Below are 17,541 nucleotides of genomic sequence, written 5' to 3' on the forward strand. Positions count from 1 at the left end.
ACCGGCTCCCGGACACCCGCGATCGGGTTGCCCGCCCACCGGGTGCCCGCCGGGACGCTCTCCCCGCGCATCACCAGCGACGACGCCCCGATGGACGCGTGCTCGGCGATATCGGTGCCGGGCAGCGCGATGCCGTGCGGGCCCAGCGAGGAACCCGCTGCCAGCCGGACGGTGTCCAGCCGCATGATGCGGTCGTGGAACAGATGGGTCTGCAGGACGCACCCGCGGTTGACGCTCACGCCGTCCCCGAGGATGACCAGGTCCGTCTCCGGCAGCCAGTACGTCTCGCACCACACCCCGCGCCCGACCCGCGCGCCCAGGCTGCGCAGCCACCAGTTCAGGACCGGCGTGCCCAGGAAGTGCCGGGCCATCCAGGGGACGGCGAGCGATTCGACGAAGGTGTCGTACAGCTCGTTGCGCCACACGAACGAGGACCACAACGGATGCTCGCCCCGCCGGAAGCGGCCCACCAGCAGCCACTTCGCCGCCGTCGCGATCAGCCCCGCGGCCACCGCGGTCAGCAGCACCAGCGGCACCGTCACCAGCACCGCGAACCCCAGCCCGCCCCAGGTCAGCGCCGTCTCCTGACCGACCAGCAGGATCTGGAGCAACGCCGTCGCACACATCAGCGGCAGCACCCGGCACAGCTCCACCGCGCCGCGCGCCGCCACCAGCCGGCGCGGCGGCTCGAACGTACGGGACGGGTCCCCGGACGCCGCCACCCGCGGCAGCGGCATCGCCGGCCGCCCCAGCCACGACGTCCCCGGCGCGCTGTGCTCGGGCGCGTCCGACAGCACCCCGATCAGCCCGCCCTCGGGGACCGCGCGGTCCGGGCCCACGATCCCGGAGTTGCCGACGAAGGACCGCCGGCCGATCCGCGCCGTCCCCAGCCGCATCCAGCCGCCGCGCAGCTCGTACGGGGCGACGAGGGTGTCGTCCGCGAGGAACGCGTAGTCGTCGGCGGCCAGCAGGGACGGCAGCGGCAGCACCGTCGAGATCTCCGCGCGCCGCCCGACGCGGGCGCCCAGCAGCCGCAGCCACCACGGCGTCACCAGGCTCGCGTACAGCGGGAAGAGGCTGCGCCGGGCCCCGTCGGCGAGCCGGGTCACCAGCCAGGCGCGCCAGGCGACCGGGCCCCACTGGGGGTGGAGGCCGGGCCGGACACCGCGCCCCAGCAGCCGGATCAGGCAGGCCGTCAGCGCCGACCAGGACAGCATCGCCACGATCGCGATCAGCGGCGCGGCACCGAACAGCCGCAGCGCGGACCCGGCGAGGCTGGTACTGCCCCGCAGCACCAGCCAGACGACCGCCAGCGCGGGCACCGCCGCGAGCGCCGGGAGCGCCGGGAGACCGGCGAGGGAGAGGCCGTAGACGAGGGTCCTTCGGCGGGTGCGGCGCGGGTGCCGGTCCGGCCAGGCGGTGTCCGCCGCCCGGCGCTCGGCGGGGCGGGCCGGCGAGCCGGTCCACCGTTCCCCGGCGGGCACCGTGCCGTCCAGGCACGCGCCGGGACCCAGTTCGGCGCCCGGGCCCACCTCCGCGCCCGGCATCAGCATGGCGCGGTGCCCGACGCGGGCCCCGGCCCCGACGCGTACGGCACCGACCCGCAGGGTCTCCCCGTCCAGCCACCAGCCGGCCAGATCGGCCTCCGCCTCCACGCTCGCGCCGTCACCGAACTCCGCGAGGCCGGTCACCGGGGGCATGGTGTGCAGGGCCACGTCCTCGCCGACGCGGCAGCCCAGGGCCCGCGCGTACCGGCTCGCCCAGGGGGTCCCCAGCAGGGCGGGGACGCCGAAGACCTGGACGACCCGGCCCGCGGCCCACAGCCGCAGATGGGCCCGGCCGCCCCGCGGGTAGTCGCCGGGCACCAGGCCGCGGGTCAGCAGCCGGGCGGAGCCCGTGCCGACCAGGAACCGGACCGGGGCGCTCATCAGGAGCAGCCACCCCGCCAGCAGCGCCCACCAGGAGGTGTGCGGCTCCCACACCCGGGGGTTCAGCAGGGCCATGACGTTGTCGGCGGCCATCAGGCCGAGCAGGGCGCGCAGCCCCGTCACCCCGGACAGCGCGGCCTGGACGCACAGCTGGACCGCGCCGGTCCGCCGCCGTACCGGGCGCACCGGGCGGGTGGTGCCGCCGGAGGGCTCCAGGGCGTCGAGGACGGCGGCCATGTCCCGCAGCACGGGCCTCCGGTAGAGGTCGGCGACGGAGACGCCCGGGTGGTCCGGGCGGAGGGCGGAGGCCAGGTGCGCGGCGGTCAGGCTGGTGCCGCCCAGGGCGAAGAAGTCGTCGTCGGGGCCGGGCCGGACGCCGAGCAGCCCCTCCCACAGCCGGGCCAGCCGCGCCTCGGTGCCCTGCGGCAGCGCGTCCGCCGTGTCGTCGTCCTCGGCGGAGGGCGGCGGCCAGGGCAGGGCGTCGCGGTCCACCTTGCCGGAGGTGCGGACGGGCAGTGCGGCGATCTCGGTGAGGACGGGGACGAGGGCGGCCGGCAGCCGGTTCGCCAGGGCGCCGCGGGCGTGGTCGGGCCGGAAGGGCGTCCCGTCCCGGGGGACGACGTAGCCGACCAGGACCTCGGTGCCCGCGGGCGTCGTCCGTACGGCGGCGGCCGCGGCGTGGACGCCGTCGAGGGCGCCGAGCGCCGCGTCGATCTCGCCCAGCTCGATCCGCCGGCCGCCGAGTTTGACCTGGTCGTCGGCGCGGCCGAGGTGGACGAGGCCGGAGCGTTCGGCGCGGACGAGGTCGCCGGTGCGGTAGGCGCGGGCCGTGCCCAGGACGGTGCTGGGCCGGAAGCGGTCGGCGTCCTTGGCGGGGTCGAGGTAGCGGGCCACTCCCGCGCCCGCCACGATCAGTTCCCCCTCGCCGCCGTACGGCACCGGCTGCCCGTCGGCGTCGATCACCGCGAGGTCCCAGCCGTCCAGCGGCAGCCCGATACGGACCGGTGCGCCGGGCGTCAGCAGGGCCGCGCACGCCACGACGGTGGTCTCGGTCGGGCCGTAGGTGTTCCACAGTTCCCGGCCGGGGGCGGCGAACCGTTCCACGAGGGCGGACGGGCAGGTCTCCCCGCCGAATATCAGCAGCCGTACCCGGGCCAGTGCCTCGTCCGGCCACAGCGCGGCCAGGGTCGGCACGGTCGACACCACGGTGATCCCGCGCTCGACCAGCCATCCGCCCAGCTCGTGCCCGGCCCGCACCAGGGAGCGCGGCGCCGGGACCAGGCAGGCGCCGTGCCGCCAGGCCAGCCACATCTCCTCGCAGGAGGCGTCGAAGGCCACCGAGAGCCCGGCCAGTACCCGGTCCCCGGGGCCGAGCGGCGGCCCGCCGTCCCGGAGGAACAGCCGGGCCTCGGCGTCGACGAAGGCCGCGGCGGAACGGTGGGTGACGGCGACGCCCTTGGGGGTGCCGGTCGACCCGGAGGTGAAGATGACCCAGGCGTCGTCGTCCGGCGCCGGGGCGCGCCCGTCGGGCCTTCCGCCCCCCTCGCCCCGGCGTTCGGCCCGGCCGTCTGCGCCCACCACGGCGCGGACCCCGGCCTCCGCGAAGACGGTGGCGGCCCGTTCGTCGGGGTCGTCGGCGTCCACGGGGACATAGGCGGCGCCGCTGTGCAGGACGGCCAGGACGGTGAGGTAGAGCTCGGCGGTGCCGGAGGGGACGCGGACGCCGACCCGGTCGCCGGGGCCGATGCCCAGCTCCGTGAGCCGGGCGGCCCGGCGGGCGGCCTCGTCGCGCAGGGTGCGGTAGTCGAGGACGTCCGTGCCGGTGTCGAGGGCGGCGGCCGTGGGATGGGCGGCGGCGGTGGCCTCCAGCACGTCGACGAGGGTGCGGGGCGGGGGAGGGGGCGCTGCGCGGTACACGGCCGCCGCGGGGCCGGGCTCCGGCAGGTCTCGGGGGGCAAGCAGGGAAGACATCGGCAAGCCTCGGTTTTCGACGCCGGTGGTGCGGATGCCCTGCGGACATCCGCCCGGACAGATGGCCCGTCCCGGTCAAGGGTTCGCCATCCGTGACCATGTCTCCGTAAATCGAACATGCCCTGGGGTGCACGCGGGTGCCGCCCGCCCTGGTCCGTCCCGGACCGTGCGACCGGGCCCCTGACCACCCCATGGGGAGGACTTGACGGAGCCCGTGCCTGGTGTTCGTCACGCCGGGTGGAGGGAGCGCGGTGTCCCGGTGAACACTGGGCGTTCCGTGGAGAGGTACGCGTAGGACAAGGGTACGCGTTCGTCCCGTATCGATGCTTTGCCGTGCTTGAGGTGCTTCGCCGTCAGTGTCCCCGCGGGGGCGTCACCGCCCCCGCGCGCCGTACTGGATCAGTTCGTCCGCCGGGTCGTTGACCGGCTGCGGGGTGCCGGTGAGGTCCATGACGAACAGCGGCAGGAACAGCTCGTCGGCGCGGGCACGGGCGTCGCGGGCGTATCCGGCGAGGGAGAAGAAGACCGCGACGGCCGAGGCCTGGAGGCCGTTGAGCCAGACGCACTCGATCTCCCGTACCGCGGTGGACCGCGTCGTCGGGTCGACCTGGGCGACGACCCCGGTGCCGCGCAGGTCCACGCCGGAGGCGGTGCGCTCATGAGTGCGGGCCACGTCCGTGAAACCCAGCCACTTCAGATACTGCGCGGCGGCGGTGACACAGTCACGGGCGGTACGGATGGTGACCGGCCGGAACACCGGCCGTACCACCGCGCCCGGGGCGGGGACCGTCTCCTGCCGCTCCGGCGCGCGGACACCGGGCGGCGGTGCGGGCACCGGGGCGACGGGCACCCGGACGACCGTGCCGCAGGGGCAGCCGCTCTCCGGTGCCGGCCATTCGTCCAGCCGTCCGCAGACCTCGCAGCGCACCTCCACCCAGGAGGACTGCCAGGTGCGGTGCACGATCTCGACGGGGACGCCGCCGCGCAGCACGGGCACCGTGAGCGGGGCGCCGCAGGCGCAGGGGAAGGTGGGCGGGGTGAAGGCGTTCTCGCGGCGGCACGTGGGGCACCGCACCGGCACGCTGTCGGCCATGCTGGCTCCTGGCAGGTCGGTCCGAGCGGGGCTCCTCTGCCGCCGCTGCCCTCCATGGTCCCTCCGAAACCCTCTGCCCGGGGCCCTTTCACGCCGATCTCCGCAGGTCGGTGACGGCCCACCGGCACCGGCCGCCCCCCTGGAAGCGGGGGCCGGGGGCGGTGACCGTCCGGCGGCCGGCCGGTACCCGCCGTCGCGGCGTACCGGCCGTTCACCTGCGGCGTTCCGCCGTCGCGGGAGGCCGAACGCCCCTCAGTCCTCGCGCAGTTCGCGGACCCGGGCCTCGACGCGCGCGCCGTACTCCGGGTCGGCGGCGCGGAAGTGGGCGGTGTTCGCGTCGACCACGTCGTCGCGGGTCACCTGGGACAGGCCCCCGGCGATGGTGTCCACCAGCCGCCCCTTCTCGTCCTCGGACATCAGCCGGAACAGTTCGCCCGCCTGGAAGAAGTCGTCGTCCTTGGTGTGCGCCGGGGCCTCGTGGGTGCCGGTGTGGCCGGAGACGGGTGTCGGGGCGGACAGCGGCGTCCCGGTCTGGACGGGCCCGCCGTACGAGTTCGGTTCGTAGTTCTTGGCGTGCCGGTCGGGGACGGTGGTGGCCATGAGGCCGTCGCGGCCGTAGTTGTCCGCCGTGGTGGCCCGGGGCGCGTTGACCGGGAGCCGGGTGTGGTTGACGCCGAGGCGGTAGCGCTGGGCGTCGGCGTAGGCGAACAGCCGGCCCTGGAGCATCTTGTCCGGGGACGGTCCGATGCCGGGGACGAAGTTGTTCGGGGAGAAGGCGGCCTGCTCGACCTCGGCGAAGACGTTCTCCGGGTTGCGGTTGAGCACCAGACGCCCCACGCGCCGCAGCGGATGGTCCGCGTGCGGCCAGACCTTGGTGAGGTCGAACGGGTTGAAGCGGTAGTGCGCCGCCTCGGCCGCGGGCATGACCTGCACATACAGCGTCCAGGACGGGTGCACACCGCGCTCGATGGCCTGGAGCAGATCGGTCTGGTGGCTGTTGGGGTCCCTGCCCGCGAGTTCGGCGGCCTGCTCGCTGCTCAGACAGCGGATGCCCTGGTTCGTCTTGAAGTGGTACTTGACCCAGAAGACCTCGCCCCCGGCGTTGGTCCACTGGTACGTGTGCGACCCGTAGCCGTTCATGTGGCGGTAGGAGGCGGGGATGCCCCGGTCGCCCATCAGCCAGGTGACCTGGTGGGTCGCCTCGGGGGAGTGGGCCCAGAAGTCCCAGACGTTGTCCGGCTCCTGCCTGCCGGTGAACGGATCGCGCTTCTGGGAGTGGATGAAGTCGGGGAACTTCAGCGGGTCCTTGACGAAGAAGACGGGCGTGTTGTTGCCGACGAGATCGTAGTTGCCCTCTTCGGTGTAGAACTTGACCGCGAAACCCCGGGGGTCGCGTGCCGCGTCCGGTCCGCCGAGGCTGTCGGCCACCGTCGAGAAGCGGACGAACAGCTCGGTGCGCCTGCCGACGGCGCCCAGGAACCCGGCCCGGGTCCAGGCGGTGACGTCGTCGGTCACCTCGAAGTGGCCGTACGCGCCCGAGCCCCGGGCGTGCACGACGCGCTCCGGGACGCGCTCGCGGTTGAAGCGGGCGAGCTTCTCCAGAAGGTGCTGGTCCTGGAGGAGGAGAGGGCCACCGATGCCGGCGGTGGCGGCGTTCTGGTTGTCGGCGACGGGGGCGCCGGATTCGGTGGTCAGAGTGCGTGCCGTGGGCGTGGGCTTCGACATGGTGACCTTCCGTCGAGGGTGCGGAAGCGGGATTCCGCGTGCCGGGAGCGTAGGAACCGCCCCGACCAGTCGTCAACACTTTGTTGAAACAAAGGGGTTCCGGGCGGCGGCCGCGCCGGGGCGCGACCGGACAGGTGCCGTCGCGGCCGCCGACCGGGGCTCAAGGGGCCGCGTCAGGCGTCCGCCGGGTACCCGGAGAGGCGTTCGACGCCGCGCAGCAGGGCGGAGTGGTCCAGCCCGCCGTCGCCCTGGGCGCGCAGCGACGCCACCAGCCCGGCGGTGACGGTGCCCACGGGCAGCGCGGCGCCCACGGCGCGCGCGGCCTCGGTGACGATGCCCATGTCCTTGTGGTGGAGATCGACACGGAAGCCCGGACGGAAGTCACGGTGGCGGAAATTGTCCTTCTTGCGGGTCAGCACGGCGGAGCCCGCGAGCCCGCCGCCCAGGACGTCGAGGGCCGCCGCCAGATCGACCCCGGACTTCTCCAGGAAGACGACGGCCTCGGCGCAGACCTGGAGGGTGGCGGCCACGATCAGCTGGTTGGCGGCCTTGACCGTCTGGCCCGAGCCGTGCGGACCGCACCGTACGACGGTGGTGCCCAGCGTCTCCAGCAGCGGCCGGGCGGCGTCGAAGTCGGCCTGCTCCCCGCCGACCATGACGGACAGTGACGCCTCGACGGCCCCGGCCTCCCCGCCGGAGACCGGCGCGTCCAGGACGCGGATGCCCTTGGGGGCCGCGGCCGCGGCCAGTTCGACGGAGGTCCGCGGGGTGATCGAGGACATGTCGATCAGCAGAGTGCCGGGCCGGGCGTTCTCCAGGATGCCGTCCGGCCCGTGGGCGACGGCCTCCACCTGCGGCGAGGCGGGCACCATCGTGATCACCACATCGGCGTCCCGCACCGCTTCGGCCACTCCCGACGCGGGGGTCCCTCCGGCCGCGGCCAGACGGTCGAGCTTGGTCCGTTCCAGGGTGTAACCGGTCACCGGGTAACCGGCCTTGAGCAGGTTCTCGGACATGGGCGATCCCATGATCCCCAGTCCGATCCACGCGACCTTGGGCAGTTCGCTCATCGCACAGCCTCTCTCACATCGTCTCGGACGGCGGCCGGCGGGCGGGTCGCAGCGGGGCGGGCAGCCAGGAGAACGCCCCGGCGCTCGGCCCGCCGCCCGGCGTGTACTCCAGTCCGACCCAGCCGTCGTATCCGGCACCGCGCAGCCGCTCCAGCAGGGCGGCGAGGTCCAGCGACCCGGTGCCGGGGGCGCCCCGCCCGGGGTTGTCCGCGATCTGGACGTGACCGGTCCGGGCGGCGTACCGGTCGATGACCTCGTCCAGGTCCTCGCCGCCCATGGACAGGTGGTACAGGTCCATCAGGAAACGGGCGTTGCCGAGCCCGGTCGCCGCGTCGACCGCGTCGGCGACCTCCACGGCCCGCGAGGCGCGGGTGATCGGGCAGGCGGGCGACTCGCGGGCGTTGAGCGCCTCGACCAGCACGGTGCCGCCGGCCGTGGCCGCCGTACGGGCCGCGAACGCCAGGTTCTCCAGCGCCAGGGCGTCCTGCGCGGCGGCGGACACGCCCTCGACGCGGTTGCCGTAGAGCGCGTTGAAGGACGTGCAGCCCAGCGACCGGCCGAACTCCACCGCCACCGGCACATTGGCCCGGAAACGCGCGGACTCCTCGCCCGGCACGGACAGCGCGCCCCGGTCAGGTCCCGGCAGCCGCCCGGCGTAGAAGTTGAGCCCGGTCAGCCGGGTTCCCGCATCCGTCAGGGCGGTGCGCAGCGCGTCCAGTTCCGCCTGCTCGGGCACCGGTGCCCCGGGCCACGGCCACCACAGCTCGACCGCCGTGAACCCCGCGGCCCGCGCGGCGGCCGGCCGCTCCAGCAGGGGGAGTTCGGTGAACAGGATCGACAGGTTGACGGTGAAGCGCGTGTCCGCGAAACCCATACACACCTTCCGAATAATGAAACAGAACTTTTGCTTCCCGGAAAAGAGTGAGCGGGTGTCGGAAAGGTGTCAAGAGGCGGCCTGCGCCTTTCCTGGTGACGGCGGCGTCCCCCGCGTAGGTTGAACGGCGTGCGATTGAGAGTGGAGTTCACCACGGAACCGTTCGATCTGGACGAGGCGCCGCCCCATGCGGTGGTGGCGCGGGAGGTCGTCACCGGCGCCGCTCTGGACGCCGTCGACGTCGGCCCGTTCGGCAACACCGCCGAGGGCGAGGCGGACCGTGTCCTCGACGCGGTGGCGGCGCTGCTGCGCGACACCCTGGCGGCGGGCGCCACCCGGGTCTCGCTCCAGGTCAATGTGGTCGACGGTGCCGTGGCCCCCGAGGGGGCCGCCCGGTGAGCGGACCCGCCGACGACCCCTTCGTCCAGGCCGTCAAACCGCTGGTCGACGCGATGGGCGGCACCATGGTCGCGCCCGAACACGCCCGGGGCGACGATGTCGTCCTGGCCTGGGAGGGCGAGGACCGGGTGGCGGTGCGGCTGCCGCATCTGTCGGACTCGCTCGGCCATCTCCTCGCCGAGCTGGAGCGCCGGCACGGCGTGCCCCTCGCCGACCTCGACCGCAGGACCAAGCAGTCGGTGGTACGGGTCCTGGAGGCCCGCGGAGCCTTCTCCGTGCGCCACGGGGTGGAGACGGTGGCGAGGGCCCTCGGGGTCAGCAGATTCACTATCTACAACTACCTGAACAGGGAGAACGCGGCCGGGCGCGAGAGCTGAGGCGCCACGGCCGAGGTGTCGGGGGCCGCCGTCCGGGGAGCATCCGGACGGCGGCTTCCGCGTCCCTCGTACGACGCCGAATTTTCAACAAAGTGTTGACGCGATGTTGCCGGAGGTCTTAGCTGATTCCCGTCAGCAGAGCCGGACCGCACCCTGCCACGGAGGCTCGCGTGTCTTCGAGTTCGCCCCCGGGCCTCGCCCGCCTCAACACCGCCGACGACGCCACGGTCCGGGCCGCACTGCTCACCGTGTGCACCAGCCGGGCCTGGGCCGAGGCCCTGCTCGCCCGGCGCCCGTTCGCCACCACCGACGCCCTGTGCGCGGCGGGCGACGCCGCCACCGCCGCGCTCAGCGCGCGGGACCTGGCACAGGCCATGGCCGGGCACCCGCCCATCGGCCGCCCGGCGCCCGGCGACGCCACCTCCGCCCGCGAACAGCGCGGCATGGCCGGAGCACCGGCCCGGGTCCAGGAGGACATGCTCCGGGGGAACCTCGCCTACCAGGAGAAGTTCGGGCACGTCTTCCTGATCTGCGCCACCGGCCGCACCGGGGAGCAGATGCGCGACGCCCTGCGCGACCGCCTCGGCAACACGCCGGAGGAGGAACGCCGCATCGTCCTGGAGGAGTTGGGAAAGATCAACCGCATCCGTCTGACCCGCCTCGCACAAGGAGAAACGGAATGAGTGAGCGCACCGCCGCAGGACGCGCCCCGCACGGACGGGGCACGGCGGCGTGAGCGCCGGCCGCACCACGGTGTCCACGCACATCCTCGACACCAGCGCCGGCCACCCCGCGCGGGGCGTCGCCCTCACCCTCGCCGTGCGCGCGGGACGCGACGCGGACTGGCGTCCCCACTGTGCCGCCACGACCGACGCGGACGGACGCTGCGCCGGCCTCCCCCCGCTGCCCGACGGCACCACCCATGTACGGCTCGACTTCGCCGTCGAGGACTACTTCGTCCCCCGCCGGCACCGCACCGACCCGCAAGCCGAGGAACAGCAGGACGCCCCCCGCACCAGGGACAGCGGCACGTTCTTCCCGGAAGTGGCCGTCACCTTCGCCGTCACACCGGGCGAGCACCACCACGTACCGCTGCTGCTCAACCCGTTCGGCTACTCCGTATACCGAGGGAGCTAGCACCGACATGACCGCTCATTCCCGCACGGTGACGCTCGGCCAGAACCAGTACGGCAAGTCGGAGAACCGCGTCGTCAAGATCACCCGCGACGGCGGTACCCACCACATCAAGGACCTCAACGTCTCGGTGGCCCTCTCCGGCGACATGGAGGACGTCCACCTCTCCGGCTCCAACGCCAACATCCTGACCACCGACACCACCAAGAACACCGTCTTCGCCTTCGCCAAGGAACACGGCATCGAGTCCGCCGAACAGTTCGGCATCCACCTCGCGCGCTGGTTCGTCACCAGCCAGGAAGCGATCACCACCGCCCGCATCCGTATCGAGGAATACGCCTGGGAGCGCATCGAGACCTCCGACGCGGGCTCCCGCTTCGTCGGCGCCGACGACATCCAGCACTCCTTCGCCCGCAAGGGACAGGAGACCCGGGTCGCCCAGATCACCTACGACGGGCAGCAGTGGCAGATCATCTCCGGCCTGAAGGACCTCGTCGTGATGAACTCCACCCACTCGGAGTTCTGGGGCTTCGCCAAGGACCGGTACACCACCCTCAAGGAGGACCGCGACCGCATCCTCGCCACCGAGGTCTCCGGCCGCTGGCGCCACAACTGGACCGACGACGACACCCCGATGCCCGACTGGGAACGCTCCTACGCCCAGGCCAGGAAGCACCTGCTGCACGCCTTCGCCGAGACCTACAGCCTCTCCCTCCAGCAGACCCTGTACCAGATGGGCTCACGGATCATCAACAACCGCCCCGAGATCGACGAAGTGCGGTTCTCCCTGCCGAACAAGCACCACTTCCTCGTGGACCTCGAACCGTTCGGCCTGACGAACGAGGCCGCCGACGGCGGCGTCTACTACGCGGCGGACCGCCCGTACGGCCTCATCGAGGCCACCGTCCTGCGCGACGGCGCCGAAGCCGAGATCCCCGTGGACCTCACCCACGTCTGACGGCCCGAAGCGGCACCGTGCCACACGCCCTCTCCCCGTCCCGCAGCGGGGGGAGGGCGCCTTCCGAGGGGACCCCCATGGCACAGCACCCCCACCCCCCTGCCCGCCCCGCCCCACCGGTCCACCCGGTGGACGACAGACCGGCGCCGAGACAACTCGTTCCCGCGGCCCTCCAGCACATCGCCGCCATGTACGCCGGCGTCGTCACCCCGCCACTCGTCATCGGCCAGGCCGTCGGCCTCGACCCCGCCGGCCGCACCCGCCTCATCGCCGCCGGACTGCTCATCGCCGGCCTTGCGACCCTGCTCCAGACCCTCGGCATCCGGCGCTTCGCCGGCAACCGCCTGCCGTTCGTCAACGCCGCCAGCTCCGCCGGCATCACCCCGATGCTCGCCATCGCCGAGACCAGCACCAAGGGACACCAACTCCCCGCGATCTACGGCGCGGTGATGGTCGCGGGCGCCTTCTGCCTGCTGGCGGGACCGTTCTTCGGACGGCTGCTGCGCTACTTCCCGCCCCTGGTCACCGGCGTCGTCATCACCCTCATCGGCGTCACCCTGATGCCCGTACCCGTCGGCTGGGCCCAGGGCGGCGACCGCCACGCCCCCGACTTCGGCGCCCCGCACCAGCTCGCGCTGGCCGGCTTCACCCTTGTGGTGATCCTCCTCGTCCAGCGCTTCGGCCGGGGATTCGTCCGCCGGACGGCCCTGCTCATCGGCCTCGCCGCCGGAACCCTCGCGGCCGTCCCGTTCGGCATGGCCAGCCTCGACGAACTGCGCGCCGCGCCACTGGCCGCCCTGCCCGCCCCCTTCGCGTACGGGCCGCCCGAGTTCCACCCCGCAGCCATCCTGTCCCTGTGCATCGTGATGCTCGTCCTGATGACGGAGTCCGCGGCCGGGATGCTCGCCCTCGGCGAGATCTGCGACCGCCCCTGCGACGGACGCACCCTCACCCGCGGGTTGCGCACCGACGGTCTCGCCACCTTCCTCGGCCCCGTCTTCGGCGGCTTCCCGACCAGCGCCTTCGCGCAGAACGTCGGCGTCGTCTCGCTCACCCGCGTCCGCAGCCGCTATGTCGTCGCGCTGGCCGGTGCCGTCCTGATCGTCCTCGGCGCGTTCCCCGTGCTCGGCGCGGTCGTCGCGCTGGTGCCGATGCCGGTGCTCGGCGGCGCCGGGATCGTCCTGTTCGGCTCCATCGCCGTCAGCGGCATCCGTACCCTCGCCGAGGCGGGGCTCGACGAGAGTTCCCACATCGTGCTGGTGGCCGTCTCCCTCGGCGCCGGCATCATCCCGCTCGCCGCACCCGCCTTCTACGCGGAGTTCCCCCAGTGGGCGCAGACCGTGCTCGGCTCCGGCATCAGCGCGGGCGCCCTGGTCGCGGTGGTCCTCAACCTGTTCTTCCACCACCTCGGCAACCGCGGCGCATCCCGCACCACGGCCGTCCCGGCCGCCTCGTCCGGCCCTCCTCTCCCATAGGGCCGGCCGTATCCGAACCGTCCGCCACGAAAGCAGGAAGCACCATGGCCTCCCCCCGCAGCGCGGTCGAACGCCTCGTCATCGAGAACTGCGCGATCGCGACCGTCGACGCCGACGACACCGAGTACGCCACGGGACATCTCGTCGTCGCGGGCGACCTCATCGAGTCGGTGGGGGCGGGCCGGGCCCCCGACGGCCTGACCGGTGTCGTCCGCCGTATCGACGCGACCGGCCACCTCGCCACCCCGGGCCTGGTCAACACCCACCACCACTTCTACCAGTGGCTCACCCGCGGCCTGGCCACCGACCACCACCTCTTCGACTGGCTCGTCGCCCTCTACCCGGTATGGGCCCGTATCGACGCCCCCATGCTCGCCGCCGCCACCCGCGCCTCCCTCGGCATGATGGTCAAGGGCGGCGTCACCACCGCCTGCGACCACCACTACGTCTTCCCCCGCGGCAGCGGTGACCTCGTCGCCGCCGAACTCGCCGCCGCCGCGGACGTCGGCGCCCGGATCACCCTCGCCCGCGGCTCCATGGACCGCGGGGAGAAGGACGGCGGACTGCCCCCGGACTTCGCCGTCGAGACCACCGAGGGCGCCCTGCGCGCGACGGAGGAGGCGGTCGACGCCCATCACGACGCGTCGTTCGGCTCGATGACGCACATCGCCGTCGCCCCCTGCTCCCCGTTCTCCGTCTCCACCGCGCTGCTGCGGGAATCCGCCGCACTCGCCCGCCGCAAGGGCGTACGGCTGCACACCCACGGTTCGGAGACGGCGGAGGAGGAGCGGTTCTGCCACGAACTGTTCGGCACCGGACCGACCGACTACCTCGCGTCGACGGGCTGGCTCGGCGAGGACGTGTGGATGGCGCACTGCGTCCACATGACCGACGCCGACATCGCCGCCTTCGCCCGCACCGGCACCGGCGTCGCGCACTGCCCCTCCTCCAACGCCCGCCTCGCCGCCGGGATCGCCCGCGTCCCCGACATGCTCGCCGCCGGCATCCCGGTCGGCCTCGGCGTGGACGGCACCGCCTCCAACGAGTCCGGCGAACTCCACACCGAACTGCGCAACGCCCTGCTCATCAACCGCCTGGGCCCCCGCAAGGAGTCCGCCCTCACCGCCCGTTCCGCCCTGCGGCTGGGCACCCACGGCGGTGCCCGCGTCCTCGGCCGCGCCGCCGAGACCGGCTCACTGGAGGCCGGGAAGCTCGCCGACCTGGTGCTGTGGAAGCTCGACGGCCTGGGACACTCCACCATCGCCGACCCGGTCGCCGCCCTGGTCCTCGGGCCCGCGGCGCCCGTCACCCTCTCCCTGGCCGGCGGCCGGCCCGTCGTCGAGAACGGCCGGCTGACCCGCGTCGACGAGGACGCCGTCGCCCGCGCCGCACGGGACGAGGCGCGGCGACTGGCCCGGCTCGCGGCCGGGGGCTGACCGGGCATCGGCCATGGTCCGCGAGCGCAACCGGCGCGGCCCGTGCGGGACGGGGAGAACCGTCCGGCACGGGCCGCCGGAGCGGACGGCGGGGCGCGCCGCCCGCCGTGCGCCTCAGCCGATGTGGTACGAGTCGCCGTAGACCTTCCAGTCCAGCGGCGGGTCCAGGTTGAGGTTCTTCTTCTTGAGGAAGACGCGCTGCGCGGTGTCCACGCGGCTGGTGTCCTCGTGCGCCTCCTCCTGCTTCATCGCCCACACCCGGGCGTCGAGGAACGCGTTGAGGTACTTCACCTCGTCGCCGCCCTGGGCCGGCGGCTTCGCCTTGGACAGCGCCCGCTTGCGGATGCCGGAGAAGTCGGTCTTGCTGTCGCCGTCACCGTGCATCACGAGTGCGTCGTAGTACGCGAACTGGCCCAGCGCGCCGAGCCCGTCCTCCTTGCCGCGCTTGACCGCGGGGTTGAAGTAGAGGCGGTCGCGCTCGTCGTTCTGCACCTGCTGGAAGACCGTGTCCTTGGCGGCCTTCTCCCAGTCCTTCTTGTACGTGGGGTCCAGGCCCTTGTGCGAGTCGCTGCCGTTGACCTTGCGCAGCGCCGGGAGGTACTTGGCGAGGATGTTGTCGGGCTTGCGCTTGGTGTAGAGCTCGACGACGTCGAGCATGTCGCCCGTGCCGGACGTGAAGCCGACGATGCCCGCGGTGTAGCCGCGGCCGTCGTCGATGTCGTCGATGTACTTGTACTGGTCCTTCCAGTCCAGCGAGGAGTTCTCCGCGCTGGACACCAGCTTCATCGCGATTTCCTTCTTCGCCGGGTCGTCGAGCCCGACGGCCTTCGCGGACCTGGCCCCGGTGTGGGCCGCGGCCTTCCCGCCGCCCGCGGGGGCGGTGGCGGCGACGGCCGTCGCCGGTACGGCGAGCAGGGCGAGACCGAGGGCGACGCGGACGGCGGCCTTGGGCAGGCGGTTTCCTGCCGATCGGGAGCGCATGGTGTCCTCCGTTCAGGAGTGTGCCGTTGGGGCTACTCCAATCGTTAGGAAGCTTTCCTACCAGAAACCGGAGGGGGCGGATACCCGTCGGACGCGATCATGCGGCACGCGCTTCCCGCGCGGCGGGCGCGAGGGTGGAATCCTCGTCAACGTGCATGGTTTCAGGGCGAGTTGATGTCTCGCGGAGAAGTGTGGGTGTTTCCCTAAAGACGGCCACCCCGGCCCGCTTCTCACGCGGGACGGGGTGGCCGTCGGGGCTGGGTGCGGCCCGTCGCGGGACGCGCTCCGGCCGCTCAGTCGGTCAGCCGCTCGTACGCGGGCAGGGTGAGGAAGTCCGCGTAGTCGGCGTCCAGGGAGACCTGGAGAAGCAGGTCATGGGCCTCCTGCCAGGCGCCGGCGGCGAAGGCGTCCTCCCCGGTCTCGGCCCGGATGGCGGCGAGTTCGTCGGCGGCGATGGTACGGACGAGGTCGGCGGTGACCCGTGTGCCCTCGTGGCCGGGCTCGGAGAAGACCACTCCGGCGTCGACCCACTGCCAGATCTGGGAGCGGGAGATCTCCGCGGTGGCCGCGTCCTCCATCAGTCCGAAGATCGCGACGGCGCCGAGGCCGCGCAGCCATGCCTCGATGTAGCGGATGCCGACCCGGACGGCGTCGACCAGGCCCTGGTACGTGGGCCGGGCGTCCAGCGAGTCGACGGCGATGAGGTCGGCGGCGGAGACCGAGACGTCCTCGCGCAGCCGCTCCTTCTGGTGCGGCCGGTCCCCGAGAACGGCGTCGAAGGAGGCGCGGGCGATCGGGACCAGGTCGGGATGGGCGACCCAGGAACCGTCGAAACCGTCGCCGGCCTCCCGGTCCTTGTCGTTCTTGACCTTGGCGAGGGCCTTCTCGTTGGCCTCCGGGTCGCGGCGGTTGGGAATGAAGGCGGCCATGCCGCCGATGGCGTGCGCACCGCGCTTGTGGCAGGTGCGGACGAGCAGTTCGGTGTAGGCGCGCATGAACGGGGCGGTCATGGTGACCGCGTTGCGGTCCGGGAGGACGAACCGGTCGCCCCCGTCACGGAAGTTCTTGACGAGGGAGAAGAGATAGTCCCAGCGCCCCGCGTTCAGCCCCGAGGCGTGGTCGCGCAGCTCGTAGAGGATCTCCTCCATCTCGTACGCCGCCGTGATCGTCTCGATGAGGACGGTGGCGCGGACCGTGCCCCGCGGGATGCCGAGATGATCCTGCGCGAAGACGAAGACGTCGTTCCAGAGGCGGGCCTCCAGGTGCGACTCGGTCTTCGGGAGGTAGAAGTACGGGCCCTTGCCGAGGGCGATCAGCCGCGCGGCGTTGTGGAAGAAGTACAGGCCGAAGTCGACCAGCGCGCCCGGGACCGCGCGGCCCTCGTACCGCAGATGACGCTCGTCGAGGTGCCAACCGCGCGGCCGCACCACGACGGTGGCCAGCTCCTCCGCCGGACGCAGGGCGTACGACTTGCCCTCCGGGGAGGTGAAGTCGATGCGACGCTCATAGGCGTCGATCAGATTGATCTGACCGCCGATGACGTTTCCCCAGGTGGGCGCGGTGGCGTCCTCGAAGTCGGCGAGCCAGACCTTGGCGCCGGAGTTGAGCGCGTTCACGGTCATCTTGCGGTCGGTGGGGCCGGTGATCTCCACCCGCCGGTCGTCGAGCGCCGCGGGCGCCTCGGCGACCCGCCAGCTGTCGTCGGCCCGGATGTGCGCGGTCTCCGGGAGGAAGTCGAGCGTGGCGGTACGGGCGATCTCCGCCCGGCGCTCGGCGCGCCGCGCGAGCAGCTCGTCACGGCGCGGGGTGAACCGGCGGTGCAACTCGGCGACGAACGCGAGGGCGGCGTCGGTGAGGACCTCGTCCTGCCGCGCGGGGACGTGCTCGGGATCGACGGCGATGGCCAGCGGGGACGGCGCTGGTGCGGACATGAGCGGTCACTCCATTCGGCGGCGGTGCCCGCTGCCGGGGCGCCCACGGCACGGGGTGCCACGAACAGCCGCGGGCGCCGTCTGGGTTCAGGGCGCTTCTGACCAGTGGAGACTAGTTTTCTTATCGCGGAACTTCAATGCTTCGTGGGGGCCGGGATTCCTCGCGTCGGCGGAAAGGCCGAAGAGATG

14 protein-coding genes are annotated in these 17,541 nt (G+C 73.0%); 7 read left to right on the top strand and 7 right to left on the bottom strand.

Annotation, left to right across the window (positions count from 1 at the left end; all coding sequences use genetic code 11):
• The 5 genes from AC51EU_RS00990 to AC51EU_RS01010 all read right to left on the bottom strand — a co-directional run.
• Positions 1–3,899, bottom strand: a 3,899-nt coding sequence (locus tag AC51EU_RS00990) for a Pls/PosA family non-ribosomal peptide synthetase (protein ID WP_496264647.1), incomplete at its 3' end; no start/stop codon positions are given.
• Positions 3,900–4,272: 373 nt separating this feature from the next.
• Entirely contained in the window at positions 4,273–4,992 is a 720-nt protein-coding gene (locus AC51EU_RS00995; RefSeq protein WP_496264648.1) for a hypothetical protein, read from the bottom strand.
• A gap of 252 nt (positions 4,993–5,244) precedes the next feature.
• The gene (locus tag AC51EU_RS01000; RefSeq protein ID WP_496264649.1) at positions 5,245–6,717 is read right to left on the bottom strand and encodes a catalase; all 1,473 of its coding nucleotides are present in this window, start codon (positions 6,715–6,717) and stop codon (positions 5,245–5,247) included.
• A 173-nt stretch (positions 6,718–6,890) separates the two neighbouring features.
• Complete coding sequence (locus tag AC51EU_RS01005; RefSeq protein ID WP_496264650.1) at positions 6,891–7,787, bottom strand: 2-hydroxy-3-oxopropionate reductase; 897 nt, start codon at positions 7,785–7,787, stop codon at positions 6,891–6,893.
• 13 nt (positions 7,788–7,800) lie between these two features.
• On the bottom strand, positions 7,801–8,661 hold the full coding sequence (locus AC51EU_RS01010; RefSeq protein WP_496264651.1) for a TIM barrel protein: 861 nt from the start codon (positions 8,659–8,661) through the stop codon (positions 7,801–7,803).
• A 129-nt stretch (positions 8,662–8,790) separates the two neighbouring features.
• Here AC51EU_RS01010 and AC51EU_RS01015 point away from each other — a divergent pair, with 129 nt between their 5' ends.
• The 7 genes from AC51EU_RS01015 to AC51EU_RS01045 all read left to right on the top strand — a co-directional run bounded on the left by AC51EU_RS01015 (position 8,791) and on the right by AC51EU_RS01045 (position 14,440).
• A complete protein-coding gene (locus tag AC51EU_RS01015; RefSeq protein WP_496264652.1) occupies positions 8,791–9,060 on the top strand; it encodes a YkoF family thiamine-binding protein in 270 nt (89 codons plus the stop codon).
• Positions 9,057–9,437, top strand: coding sequence for a helix-turn-helix domain-containing protein (locus AC51EU_RS01020; protein WP_496264653.1), 381 nt, complete (start codon positions 9,057–9,059; stop codon positions 9,435–9,437). The genes AC51EU_RS01015 and AC51EU_RS01020 overlap by 4 nt, the downstream gene beginning before the upstream one ends.
• 170 nt (positions 9,438–9,607) lie before the next feature.
• Positions 9,608–10,120, top strand: a complete 513-nt coding sequence (uraD, locus tag AC51EU_RS01025) for a 2-oxo-4-hydroxy-4-carboxy-5-ureidoimidazoline decarboxylase (RefSeq protein WP_496264654.1) — start codon at positions 9,608–9,610, stop codon at positions 10,118–10,120.
• A gap of 49 nt (positions 10,121–10,169) precedes the next feature.
• Positions 10,170–10,574, top strand: a complete 405-nt coding sequence (uraH, locus tag AC51EU_RS01030; protein ID WP_496264655.1) for a hydroxyisourate hydrolase — start codon at positions 10,170–10,172, stop codon at positions 10,572–10,574.
• A gap of 7 nt (positions 10,575–10,581) precedes the next feature.
• Positions 10,582–11,529, top strand: a complete 948-nt coding sequence (gene pucL, locus AC51EU_RS01035; RefSeq protein WP_496264656.1) for a factor-independent urate hydroxylase — start codon at positions 10,582–10,584, stop codon at positions 11,527–11,529.
• A gap of 77 nt (positions 11,530–11,606) precedes the next feature.
• Positions 11,607–13,004 (top strand): nucleobase:cation symporter-2 family protein, encoded by a 1,398-nt coding sequence (locus AC51EU_RS01040; RefSeq protein ID WP_496264657.1) that lies wholly within the window; start codon positions 11,607–11,609, stop codon positions 13,002–13,004.
• Between the two features lie 44 nt (positions 13,005–13,048).
• Positions 13,049–14,440 carry an 8-oxoguanine deaminase gene (locus AC51EU_RS01045; protein ID WP_496264658.1) on the top strand — a complete coding sequence of 464 codons (1,392 nt, stop codon included), beginning with the start codon at positions 13,049–13,051 and terminating at the stop codon, positions 14,438–14,440.
• Between the two features lie 114 nt (positions 14,441–14,554).
• Here the strand turns inward: AC51EU_RS01045 and AC51EU_RS01050 are convergent, their stop codons facing one another.
• Positions 14,555–15,421 (bottom strand): chitosanase, encoded by an 867-nt coding sequence (locus tag AC51EU_RS01050; RefSeq protein WP_496264659.1) that lies wholly within the window; start codon positions 15,419–15,421, stop codon positions 14,555–14,557.
• A 293-nt stretch (positions 15,422–15,714) separates the two neighbouring features.
• The gene (aceB, locus tag AC51EU_RS01055) at positions 15,715–17,352 is read right to left on the bottom strand and encodes a malate synthase A (RefSeq protein ID WP_496264660.1); all 1,638 of its coding nucleotides are present in this window, start codon (positions 17,350–17,352) and stop codon (positions 15,715–15,717) included.
• Positions 17,353–17,541 lie beyond the last annotated feature (189 nt).

This window comes from Candidatus Streptomyces philanthi (assembly GCF_059553635.1).

Bases quoted from the DNA above. Each gene is read 5' to 3' on its own strand.
- AC51EU_RS01040 (WP_496264657.1), top strand. From the start codon at position 11,607: ATGGCACAGCACCCCCACCCCCCTGCCCGCCCCGCCCCACCGGTCCAC.
- AC51EU_RS00995 (WP_496264648.1), bottom strand. From the start codon at position 4,992: ATGGCCGACAGCGTGCCGGTGCGGTGCCCCACGTGCCGCCGCGAGAAC.
- pucL (WP_496264656.1), top strand. From the start codon at position 10,582: ATGACCGCTCATTCCCGCACGGTGACGCTCGGCCAGAACCAGTACGGC.
- AC51EU_RS01050 (WP_496264659.1), bottom strand. From the start codon at position 15,421: ATGCGCTCCCGATCGGCAGGAAACCGCCTGCCCAAGGCCGCCGTCCGC.
- AC51EU_RS01000 (WP_496264649.1), bottom strand. From the start codon at position 6,717: ATGTCGAAGCCCACGCCCACGGCACGCACTCTGACCACCGAATCCGGC.
- AC51EU_RS01010 (WP_496264651.1), bottom strand. From the start codon at position 8,661: ATGGGTTTCGCGGACACGCGCTTCACCGTCAACCTGTCGATCCTGTTC.
- aceB (WP_496264660.1), bottom strand. From the start codon at position 17,352: ATGTCCGCACCAGCGCCGTCCCCGCTGGCCATCGCCGTCGATCCCGAG.
- AC51EU_RS01045 (WP_496264658.1), top strand. From the start codon at position 13,049: ATGGCCTCCCCCCGCAGCGCGGTCGAACGCCTCGTCATCGAGAACTGC.
- AC51EU_RS01005 (WP_496264650.1), bottom strand. From the start codon at position 7,787: ATGAGCGAACTGCCCAAGGTCGCGTGGATCGGACTGGGGATCATGGGA.